This window comes from Polyangiaceae bacterium, from assembly GCA_020633205.1.
GTDB lineage: Bacteria > Myxococcota_A > Polyangia > Polyangiales > Polyangiaceae > JAHBVY01.
The window spans coordinates 309,740-324,954 of sequence record JACKEB010000013.1 but is presented as its reverse complement, the minus strand read 5'-3'; the positions used below and the strand labels follow the sequence as shown (position 1 = coordinate 324,954).

Here is a 15,215-nt window from a genome sequence, read left to right as displayed (position 1 = left end):
CGAGGGCGCGGCCAAGCAGCGCCTGTGATAAACCCGAACCACGGCATGCCTGGCACCCAAGTCATCGAGCCCCCCGACGATGGAAGTGATCAACCGCACGGTAATCAACCGCCGGAAGCGCAAGCACCCATCGAGCCTGAAGCAGCCCCGGAGCCGCCCCGCCCGTCGCGCGTCGGCTACTGGATCAAGCTCACGATCGCAGCGCTAGGCGCGCTGATCGCCCTCGCTGTCCTCGCAGGGGTGTTGATGTGGGAACCCTACGCGCGGAAGTTGATCATCGCCAAAGCCAGGGAGCGCGGCGTGGAGATTGATCCAAAAGACATCAGCGTGCCGTTCAGTTTGGATCGAGCACGGCTGAAGCAAACTCGCTTCAAGCTGATCGGGGTCGAAGGCGTCGAAGGGACAATCGAAAACCTCGAAGTGGGGCTCGAGAAGCAGGAGCCCACCTCCTTTGAGCTGACCGGCGTGGACGTCGATATCACCGGATCGGCTACGCGGCTCACGGTCGAGCTCTCGCAATGGACGGCGGAGCACCCCCAGAACTACACCGTCCCCATGCGCGCGGCCGGCGTGAATGTGCGCTGGCGGGAGGACAAGGAAGCGAAGCCCTGGCTGGAGGTCACCGGCGGCGCGGTGGTCCCCATCCCTACGGGCGCCGCTTTCTCCGTGGAAAATGCGAAGGTGGCCGGGCTCGACACCGGAAAGATCGGCGCCTCCTGGACCGGAGAGACAGCGAGCGTGAACATGGCCTTTGGCGCCGAGGACGCGAAGCTGTCACCGGTGAAGCTCACCGTTGTGCACACTCCCGGCAAGGAAAGCGGCGCCTACAACCCTTACGCCGAGCTCCACGTCAGCAAGCTTCCCCTCGATCGCTTCAAGGGCCCGCTGGCGATGCCGATTCCGACGAAGGATGTCTTCGTCGAGTTGGATACGCGCATCAACTTCGAGTCCGAGGTCATGGGCGGTCCGATCAATGGCAACTTGAAGGCGTCATTGATCGGTTACCTCCCCCCCAAACCCCCTGAGCTCGACGGCTACGTGTTCGGCGATCGCACGGTGTTCGAGACCAAGTTTGCCAGCGACAGCGAGCGCAAGCAGCTAAACCTCACGGAAACAAAGGTCAGCGCGGGCGCGTTCAAGCTCAAGGGCAGCGGCGAAATCAAGCGTGAGGACGATCACGCAACGATCCTGATGAAGCTGATTGGCAACCTGCCCTGCGCCGATCTCGCAGCGGCCGCAGTGGAGAAAGAGCTCGCCGGGCTGGGACAGCTGGGCAAGCTCGCTGGCAGGGTAACGAAGCAGGTCTTGAAGGGCAGCGTAGGAGTGACCGTCGCTGTGGAGGCGGATACCCGCAACCTGAATGACGCGAAGGTCGCGAAGATCATCGGCATCGGCTGTGGCCTGAAGCCCCTCACCTTCCCCAACCTGGCGGACTTCCCTGAGCTCGGTGACATCCCGCTCCCAGAAGGTTTGAAGGACCTGCCGAAGGGGCTACCAACGGCGCTACCACCTCCGTCGAGCTTGCCGCCGCTCCCATCGTCTCTACCGAAGAACCCTCAGGACTTCCCGTTTCCGTTCGGTAAGCCGCAGCCGACTAGCGAACCAAAGAAAGCACAGGAGCCCCCCAAGTCGGATACGCCAGCCAAGTAGCGCGGCGCTGTCTCAGGAGGTTTTTCCGATTTGTCTCAGTCTGCCCCTTGGTAAGGCTGCCCGTTTGAGGCAAATAGCGCCTCATGGCGATCATCACGGTACTCGGCGCGGGCATGATGGGCTCCGCGTGGTGTGTTCCCTTAGTTGATGCGGGGCATGAGGTGCGCCTGGTCGGAACGCATCTCGACGACGCGCTGATCGACGGCTTGAAGCGCGACGGCGTGCATCCGAAGCTGAATTATCGTCTACCGGAGGGCATCCAGGCCTTCTACGTGGGTGAGCTGGAACAAGCCCTCGAGGATGCGGAGGTGGTTGGCCTTGGGGTCAGTTCCCTAGGGATCCGCTGGGCCGCAGAAGTGCTCGCACCTCACCTCGGCTCGCGGCCGGTGATGGCGATCAGCAAGGGCCTCGAGTGGGATGGCGAACGCTTGGTGATCCTGCCCGATGTATTCGCAGAGACCTTGAGGCAGGCAGCTCCCCCAGAGGCGCAGGCAGAGCTCGTCAACCTGAGCCCCGTCGCCGTGGCGGGGCCGTGCATCGCCGGGGAGCTCGCGCGGCGGGTCGAGACCTGCGTGGTGATGAGCGGACGCGACCCAGGGGTAACCCGCAAGCTGGCGAACCTGGTGCGTACGCCGTACTACCATGCGTTTGCGTCGGACGACGTGATGGGCGTGGAAGCATGCGCCGCGCTCAAGAACGCCTACGCCATGGGCATCGCTTTTGCCGCAGGGATCCATGAGTCGAAGGGTGGTGAAGTCGGTTCCGTCGCGATGCACAACCATGAGTCGGCGGTCTTCGCCCAGGCCGTGCTCGAGATGCAGCAGTTGGTAGAGCTCCTGGGCGGAGAGGCGCGCACGGCGGCTGGCCTCGCTGGAGTGGGCGATCTCGACGTCACCTGCAACGGCGGCCGCACCGGGCGGTTTGGGCGCCTCCTCGGGAGCGGACTGAGTAAGTCTCAGGCTGTCGAACGCATGCAGGGTGCAACCCTCGAGTGCTTGGAGATCTTGCGCGTGATGCGCGAGGCCGTGGTTGCGTTCGAAGCGGCGGGGCGATTGCCCCACGGAAGTCTTCCGCTCTTGATACACATGGCGGACGTGGTTCAGAAGGACGTGCCGGTAAGCGTGCCGTTCCCGCGTTTTTTCGGCGGACTGAGCTGATCCGGCGCGCTCGCTAGGCGCCTCAAGCTCATCGCAGCGGGACCAGGAAACCTGGTAAGCTCCCGGCATGCACTCCAGATCCGATCAGCACGGGCCGCTGGTGATCGGCGTGGACAGCAGCACGAGCGCCTGCAAGGTCATCGCGTGGGGTACAGCCGGCGAAGAAGCGGGAGAGGCAGTCGCGGAAGGTCGCGCGAGCTTTCCGCTGAACAACCCGGAGCCGGAGGGCTGGGAACAGGACGCGAATGACTGGTGGCGCGCCCTCGGGAGCGCTTGCCAGGCGCTGAGCCAGGCGCTCGGAAAGCGCCTGAGCGATGTGGTGGCGCTCTGCATCACACACCAACGGGAAACAGTGGTGGTGACCGACGCCCGAGGCGAACCCCTGGCGCCAGCGCTGGTGTGGATGGACTCTCGCGCGACCAAGCAAGTCGAGCGCGCGGTTCACGTTCTGGGGGCAGAAACCCTGCACCGCGTGAGCGGCAAGCCGCCTTGCACCACGCCGTCGCTCTACAAGCTGGCCTACCTCTTCGACCGACTCCCCGCGCTCCGCGGTACTGCCCACGTCTGTGACGTGCAGAGCTTTCTTCTGTGGAAATTGACCGGCGAGCACAAGAGTTCTCTGCCCAGCGTCGATCCGATGGGCGTCCTCGATCTGTCCACGGGGGACTACGCCGAGCCGCTGCTAGATTTCTTGGGGGTGAGGAGCGAACGTTTTCCGGCGCTAGTCCCCGCAGGGCAGCGTATTGGCGCGCTCACCCAAGCAGCGGCGGCGGTCTGCTGCCTGCCGACGGGCCTGCCGGTGGTCAGCGGCGCAGGCGACGGTCAGGCGGCGGGCCTTGGCGCCGGGATCGCCGCGCCGGGCGAGGCGTATTTGAACCTGGGGACGGCGCTAGTGAGCGGAGTGCTGAGCAACACTTACCGCACGGATTTATCATTTCGCACACTGTTCGCGGCGACGCCCGCCAGCGATACGCACGGGGCGCTCCCCCCGTACTTTCTGGAGACGGATCTGAAGGGGGGGACCTTCACCTTCGACTGGCTCTGCGAGCGGCTGCTCGAACTCCCTCCGGCAGACAAGGGCGCGCACCTGGCGGAGCTGGGCGCACGCGCCGCAGCCCTGCCGAGCGGTGCCCAAGGTTTGATGTTGGTGCCGTACTGGAACGGCGTGATGAACCCGTACTGGGACGACGCCGCCAGTGGTGTGTTGGTGGGGCTCCGGGGACACCACAGTCAAGCTCATGTGTATCGAGCGATCGTGGAGGGTTTGGCACTGGAGCAGCGCCTGCACACTGAAGCCGTAGAAGCGAGTGCTGGGGCGATCCGCGCGCTGGTGTGCATGGGTGGGTTGAGTGAGGAGCGTTGGGTACGTCAGCTCTTCTGCGACGCGTTGGCCAAACCAGTGGTCGCGGCAGCAAGCCGTGAAGCGACCTGCCTCGGCGCTGGGATCTTGGCGGCATGCGGCGCCGGCCTATTCCCCAACTCGGAGTCGGCGATCCAATGCATGACTCGCCGGGGAGAGCGCCACGAGGTGGGTGCTGAGGCGCCGACCTACGCCGCGCTGTTTGAGGTGTATCGAGGGCTCTATCCGGCGCTGCGTAGCGCCCAGGCGCGCCTCAACGCGCTGAACCACTGAGATGGCTGACGCTGAGCCGGACGACCTACGTGGGCTCCGCCGCCCACTTCCGCGTTGGCTCAGCTGGCCGAGCGACTCGCTGCGCTACCGCGTACATGTCAGGCTCTACGCCGTCGCAACGCTGATTCGCCTGACGCTGCCCGACGCCGTAAGCAAGCAGTGGTTCCCCGAGGTATTGATTCACTGGCTCGGTGCGGTGGTGCTCTTGGTGACTGGCAGCTTGCTGGGATGGCTGTTGTGCGTCGGCGCCATCTTGCTCGAGCTCTTCACGCTATCGGACCAGCTGACACAAACTGCCTACCTTGGGCTAGTCGCTCTCGGGGCAGTGGGCTGCTTCATCGGCCCTGAGGCGGGGCGAGACGAGCGCATGCGCTATAGCCTGCCCGCGATCGTGCGCACACTCACCGTTGGCACCTATTTCCTCGCGGCTTTTCACAAGATCAACCGAGACTTCTTGAATCCGGCGGTTAGCTGCGCATCCGGCGGCATGCACGTTCTAGCGGAACACTATGGGAGCGCCACAGTCGCCGCTTCAGCGGATTGGAGGCTATGGCCCTATCTGTTCCTGGCCGCTGAGTTCGGTTTGGTGCTGACCGCGATCGTGCGACCATCCTGGGGCGCGATCTACGCCGCCCTGCTCCACTTGCCGCTAACGATCATCTTTGCGCCCGCCTTTGCGTTCACGATGGCGTCCGGCTGGGTGGCGCTCCTAAGCGAGGCGGAGCTGCGTCAGCTCGGCCAGTGCCTGCGGGGCCAGTGGCGCCGGATCGCCCTGCTCGGCTCAATCCCCATCACGTTGAGCCTCGGGCTGCCGCCGTACGCGCGTTGGCATAGCGACCCAGACTGGTGCGTGAAGGAAGCATTCCTGTGGTTGGTGCTTAGCTGGCTCGTAGTCGCCTATGTCGCGCGACGCAAGAGCGGGCAGCCTCAGGAGCACTGGTTCGGCGCTTGGGGGGAGCTTCGGGAACACCACGGCGCCGCGCGCTGGGCCGCTTTCGCGGGCTTGCTCTGGTTGATGAACGGACTCCTGCCGTATACCGGACTCAACTTCCAGCACACGGGCGCGATGCTGAGCAACTTGCGCATCGATGCTGGTTGCTACAATCATCTGCTTGTGCCGGAGACGGCGAGATTCCGCGAGGAATACATACGACTGGACGAGGTGGCGGTCGACGGACGCCAACTGGACGCGGCTGACTACCAACCGCAACTCTTCAACGCCGAAATCCTCACGCCCAGGATCGCGGCTTGGTGTCGTGAAGCGAAGCAAGGCGTTCGCATGCGTGGGCGCTACGGCACGACCCCGTTCGACCTGGCTAATGCGTGCGCGGCCGAGGCGCTCCCATGGCACCCCGCGTTGAGCCACTTTCGGAGATTCCAGCGCAATCTGAGCCGCAGCTGCCCCCAAGCGTGTGTTCACTGAAGATCCGTGTAACCAACTGCGCCAGGCAGCGTATTGGGCGGGATGTTGGGTTACCTTGGACGTTGGTGCGGCATTTCTCTGGTTGCCTTGGGGCTCCTCACCACCCAGTGGGGTTGCGGGGGGGACGGCGAATCCGAAGGCGGCGAGGCGGGTTCAGCTGGCGTCGGTAACGCAGGCAGCGGCAACGGCGGCAGCGGAGCCGTTGGCGGAACCGGCGCCGCGAGTCAGGGCGGTGCTGGCCAGGGAGGTTCCATCGGAGGGGCGGGGGGTGACGTCCAGGGGGGGAGCGGCGGCACAGGAGGTGACGTCCAGGGCGGCGCCGGGGGTACCAGCGCGCTCAGCTGCCCGCCGACTGGTCCTTACGGCAGCACCGTCGGCGACGTCGTACCGGACGTGACGCTGTACGACTGCGACGGCAACGCGGTCTCACTCCACGACTTGTGCGACGCGCCGGTCAGCTTGGTGTACACCTTCGCTGCCTGGTGCCCAGTGTGTCGTTCCCACATGGAAAGTGGTCGACCCAATCAGCTACTGGCAGCGCATCAAGCGGAGGGCTTTCAGGAGTGGGTCGTCGTCACCCAAAAGACAGACGGCTCTGACGCGGACGCAGCGCTCTGCGCGCTGACTCGCGACACCTACTCCCTCACCCCCAAGGTCCTGTTCGATCCCAACGACTCTTTGCGCAAAACCGTTGGCGTACAAGTCAACAGCGGGGGCCTGGTCATGACCCAGGGCGGCCGCATCGAGTTGAAGACGCAATACGACTTCGACAGCGTCGAAACCAAAGTCGGCGCCTTGCTCACCCAATAAGGCCCGGTCCTACTTTGCGCTGAAGCGGACCGAATAGGAGATCACCGTCGGGCCCTTCGGCGGCTTGTCGAACTCGACCGACTTGAAGACGCCGATCACGCAGTCGCGAAACGCCTGGCCCTTCATCGACGTGCGGGGCTGCGAGACATCCGGGTGACCGCCGCTTCGGCCGATCTTGAGATCGACGCCGAAGATCCCGCCCTTCAGCGGATCCTCGACCTGTTTGTAGCAGGCGCGCAGCTCGTCGAAGTGCTTCTCCACCGCTTCCTTGAAGGGCGCCTTCTCCGCGTCCGTGTTGCTGCCACCGCCGACGTGGAGCCCGATGTTCTTCACCACCACCTCAGGCAGGCTCTCTACGTCTTTGGGGGGCGGTGGAGGCGGAGGTGTGGGCTCTGGTGGCTCGGTGTCCGCCGGTGGCGCTGAGCTGGAGGCCACCGGTGCTGGCGTCGAACCCGCTGAGAGGGTGACGATCGCGATGTCGATGATTCCCTTGGCGCGCAGGCGGTCGAGCAGATCAGCGACGTCGCCAACCGGCGTCGACTCCGGAGTTTCTATCCGCACGGCAATGGGCGTATCGACGTTCCGCGCCCCGAGCTCATCCGCCACTGCCTGAGCGCTGACCACCGTCGTGCCATCGATCGCGAAGCCGGAGGAGCGCATGGAAACCGTCACCGACGTGCGGGCGGTCGCCTGCTCAGGAGCCACGGGGGCGGACGGTGCTTGGCTGGCGCACCCCCCGACGATCAGCGAAGATGCCAACAGGCCGGGCGCGATCCAGCGCGATTCAAGCAATCTCATCACGTCCGCCGTGTATCACAGATCGCCCAGGGAGGAGCGCTCGACACCAGAACCGGCAACTCCGGAGCTGACGTCAAGAGCCCGCTGTGGCACATCGGAAGCATGGGTTGGGATGCTTGGAGTCGCCGCGCCGCCTTGGCCTATTGCCTGGTACTGAGCGGCGTTCCTGCGTGCAAAGAGCGCGCGGGCAAAGGGGACACCGAGTCGCACAGCGTCGTGCCAGCAGCGAGCCACGTCAGCCAGCCAAAGCTCGCTCCGAAGCCCACCGCTGCCTCGTCAGGGGCGCCCACGCCGCGCCCGACCGCCAGCGAGGCGAGCGAGCCAATCAACCCGCCCGAAGAAGTGGTGTTGCCGTCTGGCTGGGTGCTCGATGAGCTTGCCGACGTCGCACCCGCTGGCCCGGCGACGGCGACGATGCGCGGTGTCGTGATGGTGACTCGAGACAACGCCGTCCACTTCGCGACCTACCAGCCGCACGCGACCACCGCCCCCGCAGGAGAGAGCCGGGTCGCTGCGCTCCCGCTCGCCGCGGAGCAGCTCGTCTCACTGCGGCGCGGCCCGGCGTTGCTTGGTAGCTACGCCTACTGGATCGACGGCAAGCGCCTCCTGCGACGCCTCTACGCCAAGGCCGGAGAACTCGAGACCCTGGCGGAGGACGCACGCCACAGCACCCGGGTAGCAGCGCCGCCAGAGTTGAAGCCTGGAGAGCCGGCGCTGGTCGCCTACGTCTCCGGCGGCTCGAAGATCGACAGCGAGCTCAAGGCTCACCTATGGGTCGAAGGTAGCGGAACCCTCGATGTGAGTGATGAAGCCGCAAGTGCGAATAGCGTCGCGATCACTCGAGCGAGCACCGGCCTCGTCGTGCTCTCCCTCGAAGCACGCACGGGGATGACCCCCATTCACGCGCGCGGCGTGAGCTTCGAAGAGAAGCGACCCAAGCTGGGGGAAGACTTGGTGGTCTGGGTTGGTGGTCCGGTGGACCCGTTGACCGAAATCGTCGGCGCAAGTGGAGCGCACCTTCGCCTCGGCTTCGTTGCAACGAACCGCACGGCAACGGAGTTCGGCCTGGCTACGCTGAACGTCGGGGACAAGCCACGCATGGGCGCCCAAGTGCGCTGGGTCGACTACCCCAATGGACTCGACCCCGCGCCAGTCGCAACGGCTCAGGCCTGTGGGCGCCCCATCGTGATCTTCGTTCGGCCCACCACCGCCGCCGTGCACGCGCTGCAAGAACTGAGACTCGGATTCATCACGGCGGACGGTGTCGGCGACTCCTTCATCCTCGCGCGGTCCCGAGGTTTCGCGAACGTGTCCATCGCTGGGGGCGCCCACGGCGCCCTCGTCGCGTACACCGCTGACCGCAGGACTTGGGCGCGGGCGTTGCGCTGCAAGTGAGCGCGCGCTCCGCGCGAAGCAAGACTCGGCGCGATTGACGACCGAGTGGGGCGGAGTTAGCGCACGCGAATGGCGACTCTCCGCGAACTGTTCCCTGACACAGGCCTGTTACTCGGTGTTCTGAATCAGCTCATCGAGCTTGGTGTGTACTCAGGAGAGGCGGTCGAGACAGCGCTGAGCGATCTGGTGGACAAGACCTACGACGCCGAGGAGCTCGAGGAGGACGAGGATGACGAGGAGTTCCTGAAGGCACGTGACGCCATCGCGCGTCTCAGCGAGTGGCAGGTCGCGGAGGCAGACCTCCGGCGCATCGAGGCGCTGGACTTTGACGGCGGCAACCCGGTGTACATGAGCCTCGAGGGCGGGATCGACATCGACACCGGCGGCGAAGAAGACTGGTATCAGGTGATGTCGCTCGATGGCGTACAACGTCTGTCGAACCTCAAGCGCTTGAACCTAGATGGTCATGGCTATCGTGATTACGAGTGGCTGGACCTCGCGGTGCTGGAGGCTCACCCCGCACTCGAGTCCCTGCTGCTCACCGGCCGATGCAAGTCCGTCGCTAGCTTGGATCAGCTGGAATCCCTGAAAGAGCTGAAGCTCCTCGGCGCGCAGCTCGACGACGAGTCCGCGCTCGACGCCCTCAAGACGAAGGGCGTGACGATCACTCGCTGAGCGTCGTGCTGTTGCACAGCGGCGTTCTGATCTATAGGGCGCGACGACTAGCAGCGCTCGCTGCACCGATCCGTGAAGTAGGTAGAAACTAGACGATGAGCACAGCCAACGAATCGACCCGCCGGAACCAAGCCAAGTCCAAAGACAAGAAGCGTAAGCAGGAGCAGCTGAACGGCCACGCCAAGGCGAACGCCAAGTCCAAGAAGAAGTCCGGCAAGGCGAAGCTCACGGCGAAGACCGCGGACTTGTACGACCTGTACGAGCGCTCCGTCCAGGATCCGGAGAGCGAGGTGAAGCTCCTCGACCGCACGTTCAAGAAGCTCGTGGGTCGCCGCCCTCTGAGCCTCCGCGAAGACTTCTGTGGCACGGGCCTGCTTTGCGCGACCTGGGTCAAGTCCCACGCAGACCGCACGGCAACGGGTGTGGACCTGGACACCGACGTGCTCGAGAGTGGGCGCACGCGCCATATCGCTCCGCTAGGAGACGACGCTTCCCGCGTAACCCTCTTGCAGGAGGATGTGCGCGCCCGTCGTCCCGAGCGCTTCGACATCGTTTGTGCGTACAACTTCAGCTACTGGATCTTCACCACCCGCACAGAGATGGTGAAGTACTTCCAAGCGGCATGCGAAGCCGTCAAGGAGGACGGCTTCTTCGCACTCGACGCGTACGGCGGCACAGAAGCGATGGAGGCTCGAGAGGAGCACCGCAAGGTCCAAGGTGGTTTCACCTACGTTTGGGATCAGGCGACGTTCAACCCAATCGACCACTACGCGCAGAACTACATTCACTTCCACTTCAAGGATGGCACGAAGCTCAACAAGGCTTTCAGCTACGCCTGGCGCTTCTGGTCGCTACCGGAAATCCATGAACTGCTGCTCGAGGCAGGCTTCAAGGACGTGAGCGTCCTGTGGGACATCGCGGACGATGACGAAGACTCCGACTACCGCCCGCGCAAAGTGGTGGAGAACCAACCTAGTTGGGTCTGCTACCTGATCGCTCGCAAGTAGGACCCGCGATGACTCAGCCTCGACCGCGCTTCCACCTGGCGTTCCCCGTCCGAAACGTGGAAGCCACGCGCGCCTTCTATGTGGAGCGCCTGGGAGCTCGGGTCGGGCGCGTCGATCGAGCGAGTGTGCCACGCTGGATAGACTTTGACTTCTTTGGTCACCAGCTCAGTGCTCATTTGGTGGACGACTGGGCTGCGGCCAGCGGCAGCAATCCAGTCGATGGAGACCAGGTGCCCTGTCGACACTTCGGGGTGATCCTCGATCCACCAGCATGGCGCAATCTTGCGACGCGTCTCCAGAGCCTCGGCCAGGAGTTCTTGATCGCGCCCAAGACGCGCTTCGCTGGGGAGCCCGGGGAACAGTCGACGTTCTTCGTCGTGGATCCCAGCGGAAACGCACTTGAGTTCAAGGCCTTCGCTGACGACTCCGACGTATTCGCGACGAAGCCGGCGTAGCGCGCTTCCCGCGCTGCTGTCTTCTCCGAACGCTGTGAATCGCTAAACAAAGCAACACAGCGTTTCCTCGTCTCGGAAGTAGCGCGAAGGCGCAAGACTCGTGCGCCTACAGCCTCAGGGGGCGTCCCCGAACGCCTGCCCCGAAGCGTTTTGGCGCGCGCACAAAATTGACTCCGACGTCAACTTCGCGCCCAGGCAGACCTAACAGCTTCGCTAGCGATGTAGGCGCGAGCAGGCGTAAGTGCGCCCTCGAGCCGGCCAGCTGCCGCCGAAACGCACCGCCGCGTACACGCGCCGCCAAGGTACGCAGCACGCCCTGCCACGATGGCGCAACCACGAAGCGAGTCACGCCACAAACCCGGGTGGAAATGCTCCCCGCCACACTCAAAAGGTGCGGCTCGCAGCCACGAGTTCCGAGCGGTCGGATGACGGTGCTCATGGGCGCTCAGGTTCGGCTCGTCAGCCGCCCTGCAACAAGCCACAAGGCGGTCCAAGTTGCAGCGAACGCAAGGCCCGACAAGGCAACACTGAGGAATGCCGCGAGGCGACGTCGAAGTCTAAACCCAACTGTCGTTTGGTTCCGCGAGGTGCTTCAGCCTTGCAGCGACGGACGCGTCAGGGTTCAGCGCACGAAACGCGCAACCAAAGCGAGCAATCGCAGCCAATATCGCCGCATCCTCGCACCTCCATCCAAAGAATCCGTTTCGATAGGTAAGAGCGCTCGATCTGGCCCGCCGTTCGGACACTGCTTGGCGAGCACCAGCGACCCGCGCGGTACTACCGAGATCGCTCAAGACGATGTCACAGTCGGTTCACCTACAACGTCTCCCGGAGCGATCAGCGCCGGGAACAAACCCGAGGCTGGATGCAAATTGTCCTAGTTTTCCTGCACGGTAACTGTCATCCATGGACAAGGTGCGGCACTGCTTCTCTTCTACCGTGACTCACGATCGCTCACCGAGCGCCAGCAAGTGTGCTGTACTCAGTGAGTCCACTCCGGCGCACTCGCCCACCAGCCCTTGAGCTGCGCGTCACCTGCTGAGGCAATCGCCTCTACGGATAGCCACCTCCCCTTTATATCCACACGGAATTTGAATTGACAGCCGCTGAGGTCACCCCCCCTGCCACCGACTCCGCCGAGCGCATTGGCCGCTACGAGGTGATCTCCGAGATCGCGAGGGGCGGCATGGCAACGGTCTATCTCGCCCACCTCGGTGGCTTGGGAGGCTTCCGTCGCTTGGTCGCGATCAAGCGCCTCCACCCGCACCTCGCCTCCGAGCCGCAGTTCGTGTCGATGTTCTTGGATGAGGCGCGGCTCGTCGCGGAGATCCGGCACCCCAACGTCGTGCCCACGCTGGACATCAGCGACACCATGCAGGGCTTGTGCTTGGTGATGGAGTACATCGACGGCGCGCCGCTAACGAAGCTGCTGAAGCAAGCAGCCAAGCAGAAGCGGGGCGTGAACCCGCGGGTGGCGATTCGTGTGATGCTCGACTCGCTGGCGGGCCTGCACGCAGCCCACGAGCTGCGAGATCACGAAGGCCTCCCGTTAAACCTGGTGCACCGCGATGTCAGCCCGCACAACCTCCTGGTCGGTTCCGACGGACACACGCGTCTCCTCGACTTTGGTGTGGCGCGCGCCCGCCAGCGTCTGACGCAGACTCGGGTCGGTGAGATGAAGGGCAAGCTCGCCTACATGGCTCCCGAGCAAGCCAGCGGGCGCGCGATCGATCGACGCACGGACGTCTTCGCGGCGGGCATCGTGCTTTGGGAGTGCCTTGCAGGCGCGCGCCTCTTCTATGGCGCCAACGAGGCGGACACCCTGTCTCGCCTGATGACGCAAAACATCCCGCCGCTCTCTGAGTTCTCCCAGAACACCCCGAGCGCGTTGGACGCCGTGGTGGGCAAGGCGCTCGCGCGCGATCCTGATGAGCGCTTTTCCAGCGCCGCGGACTTCGCGGCAGAGCTGGAGCGTGTCGCCGAGGAATACGACCTCATTGGCACATTCGAAGAAGTGTCAGAGGCCGTCGAGGAAGCCGCCGGCGATATCCTCGAGGAAAGGCGGATGCGCGCGAGAGACGCGAACTCGTCGGGCATCAATCTCAAGCCCTTCATCCCTGACATCTCTCTGCCAACGCTCACCCATCCCGCATCCGGCCGTCCGGAGACGCCCACGGTACCCGAAGCGCCAGCGGCCAGGCCCGTAGCGCACTCGCTGCTGGAGCTGACGAATACTGATCTCTCAGCCCCTGAGCAACGTCAGCCCAAGAAGGCGTGGTTGCTCTTGGCAGGGGCTGCGGCGCTGCTGGTTGGCGCGAGCGTCACCGTGCTCCTCGCACGGGGCGGCGACGAAAAGCCCGCAACCCCCGCGGCCGCAACGACTCTGGAGCAACCCGCTCAGCCGAGCGGCGTGAAGTTCGCGGAGTCGACCCCGGCGCCAGCGGCAGAAAAGATCCCCACGGAAGTGGAAGCGGCGAAGGCCACGCCGAGCAAGGAAGAGGACAACGGCGACACTGAAGCCGCGGCTGCAGACGGCGAAGAGGAGGCGCCAGCCAAGTCTCAAGGCTGGAGCCTGGCGCAGTGGAAGCGCTGGAAGATGCAGCAGGCTTGGAAGAAGGCACAGCAAGCCAAGGCGGCGCCGAAGAGCGGCAGCTCGAAGGCCTCGCCGCCCGCGGCCAAGACGGGCGGCGGCGTGGACGTCGACAACCCGTACCGCTGAACATCACTGGAACCCGATTCCGCGCGCCAGCGCCTGCGAGCAGGTGTTTCTGTACGGCCACTCGAGACACCGGGTTTGTGATGCGCTCGGTATGCGGCCCGGACGCTTGCGCGCGTTTGGCCGATGGCGTACTTGACCGTTGGGCCAGTTTTCGCGCTCGCGCAGCGCGGAGGACAACAGCTCGAGTGAGTCACTCGAGTGGCCGAGGGGCACACCCGATGGGTGCCACCAACCCGAGCAAGGAGAGACGAGGATGGGCAGGAAGGTTTTCGTCGTCGGCGTAGGCATGACCAAGTTCGAGAAGCCGGGCTCTCGTGACTGGGACTACCCAGACATGGTCAAGGAGGCAGGCACGAAGGCGCTCGAAGACGCAGGCATTGCCTACGATCTCATCGAGCAAGCGGCGATCGGCTATTGCTACGGCGAGTCGACCAGCGGCGAGCGTGCGCTGTACACCCTCGGGCTCACGGGGATCCCGATCTACAACGTGAACAACAACTGCTCCACGGGGTCCACCGCACTGTTCCTCGCCAAGCAGCTGGTCGAAGGAGGCATCGCGGAGTGTGTGCTAGCCGCGGGCTTCGAGAAGATGGAGAAAGGCTCCCTCGGTGCGAAGTACCAAGATCGGGTCAACCCGATGGACAAGCACATGATGAAGATGATGGAGCTCAAGGAGTTCGCGCCTGCTCCTCCCGCTCCTCAGATGTTTGGTAACGCCGGGCGCGAACACATGGAGCGCTATGGGACGACGCCCGAGCAGTTCGCCAAGATCGGCTGGAAGAACCACAAGCACTCCGTAAACAATCCGTATTCGCAGTTCCGCGACGAGTACTCGCTCGAGGACATTCTCGCGTCGAAGATGGTCTACGACCCGCTGACCAAGCTGCAGTGCTGCCCCACTTCCGACGGCGCGGGCTGCGCGATCTTGGCGAGTGAAGACTTCGTCAAGGCGCACAACCTGCAGAATAAAGCCGTGGAAATCCTGGGCATGGCGATGGCCACGGACCTCAAGTCTACGTTCGGCGACAACAGCCTGATGAAGTTGGTCGGCTACGACATGAGCAAGACGGCGGCTCAGAAAGTCTACGAGCAGTCAGGCCTCGGACCGGAGAACGTCAATGTCGTCGAGCTCCACGACTGCTTCTCCTGCAATGAGATGATCACCTACGAGGCCCTCGGCCTGTGCCCAGAGGGTCAAGGCGGCAAGTTCACCGACGACGGCGCGTTCACCTACGGTGGCAAGACCGTGGTGAACCCTTCTGGCGGATTGATCTCGAAGGGTCACCCCCTCGGCGCCACCGGTCTCGCGCAGTGCGCAGAGCTCAACTGGCAGCTCCGTGGGGAATCAGAGAAGCGGCAGGTCGACGGGGCCAAGGTCGCGTTGCAGCACAACCTCGGGCTGGGTGGCGCTGCGGTGGTCACGATGTACCGTCGCGCTACGTTCTGAACGAGTCGGCTCGGACGTCCCGAAAGGCCTCGGTAGTACCGGGGCC

The 15,215-nt window shown here is 64.3% G+C and carries 12 protein-coding genes; 11 read left to right on the top strand and 1 reads right to left on the bottom strand.

Features of this window, described 5'->3' with window-relative positions:
• Positions 1-45: 45 nt before the first annotated feature.
• From H6718_17685 to H6718_17665, 5 genes are all read left to right on the top strand, one after another.
• Positions 46-1,650, top strand: coding sequence for a hypothetical protein (locus H6718_17685; GenBank protein MCB9587235.1), 1,605 nt, complete (start codon positions 46-48; stop codon positions 1,648-1,650).
• 83 nt (positions 1,651-1,733) lie between these two features.
• Positions 1,734-2,807 carry a glycerol-3-phosphate dehydrogenase gene (locus H6718_17680; protein MCB9587234.1) on the top strand — a complete coding sequence of 358 codons (1,074 nt, stop codon included), beginning with the start codon at positions 1,734-1,736 and terminating at the stop codon, positions 2,805-2,807.
• A 67-nt stretch (positions 2,808-2,874) separates the two neighbouring features.
• Positions 2,875-4,440, top strand: coding sequence for a xylulose kinase (locus H6718_17675; protein MCB9587233.1), 1,566 nt, complete (start codon positions 2,875-2,877; stop codon positions 4,438-4,440).
• A gap of 1 nt (position 4,441) precedes the next feature.
• Positions 4,442-5,863, top strand: coding sequence for a hypothetical protein (locus H6718_17670; GenBank protein ID MCB9587232.1), 1,422 nt, complete (start codon positions 4,442-4,444; stop codon positions 5,861-5,863).
• A gap of 42 nt (positions 5,864-5,905) precedes the next feature.
• Complete coding sequence (locus tag H6718_17665; GenBank protein MCB9587231.1) at positions 5,906-6,673, top strand: redoxin family protein; 768 nt, start codon at positions 5,906-5,908, stop codon at positions 6,671-6,673.
• 9 nt (positions 6,674-6,682) lie between these two features.
• On the opposite strand, the gene H6718_17660 is transcribed toward H6718_17665, so the two are convergent.
• Positions 6,683-7,471, bottom strand: coding sequence for a hypothetical protein (locus H6718_17660; GenBank protein MCB9587230.1), 789 nt, complete (start codon positions 7,469-7,471; stop codon positions 6,683-6,685).
• A 102-nt stretch (positions 7,472-7,573) separates the two neighbouring features.
• Between H6718_17660 and H6718_17655 the strand changes: the two genes are divergently transcribed.
• From H6718_17655 to H6718_17630, 6 genes are all read left to right on the top strand, one after another.
• On the top strand, positions 7,574-8,866 hold the full coding sequence (locus H6718_17655; GenBank protein MCB9587229.1) for a hypothetical protein: 1,293 nt from the start codon (positions 7,574-7,576) through the stop codon (positions 8,864-8,866).
• Positions 8,867-8,935: 69 nt separating this feature from the next.
• Positions 8,936-9,541 (top strand): hypothetical protein, encoded by a 606-nt coding sequence (locus H6718_17650; protein ID MCB9587228.1) that lies wholly within the window; start codon positions 8,936-8,938, stop codon positions 9,539-9,541.
• A 95-nt stretch (positions 9,542-9,636) separates the two neighbouring features.
• Positions 9,637-10,548, top strand: a complete 912-nt coding sequence (locus H6718_17645) for a class I SAM-dependent methyltransferase (GenBank protein ID MCB9587227.1) — start codon at positions 9,637-9,639, stop codon at positions 10,546-10,548.
• Positions 10,549-10,556: 8 nt separating this feature from the next.
• Positions 10,557-11,003, top strand: a complete 447-nt coding sequence (locus H6718_17640; protein ID MCB9587226.1) for a glyoxalase — start codon at positions 10,557-10,559, stop codon at positions 11,001-11,003.
• Between the two features lie 1,096 nt (positions 11,004-12,099).
• Positions 12,100-13,722, top strand: a complete 1,623-nt coding sequence (locus H6718_17635; protein MCB9587225.1) for a serine/threonine protein kinase — start codon at positions 12,100-12,102, stop codon at positions 13,720-13,722.
• Positions 13,723-13,975: 253 nt separating this feature from the next.
• Positions 13,976-15,169 (top strand): lipid-transfer protein, encoded by a 1,194-nt coding sequence (locus H6718_17630; protein MCB9587224.1) that lies wholly within the window; start codon positions 13,976-13,978, stop codon positions 15,167-15,169.
• Positions 15,170-15,215 lie beyond the last annotated feature (46 nt).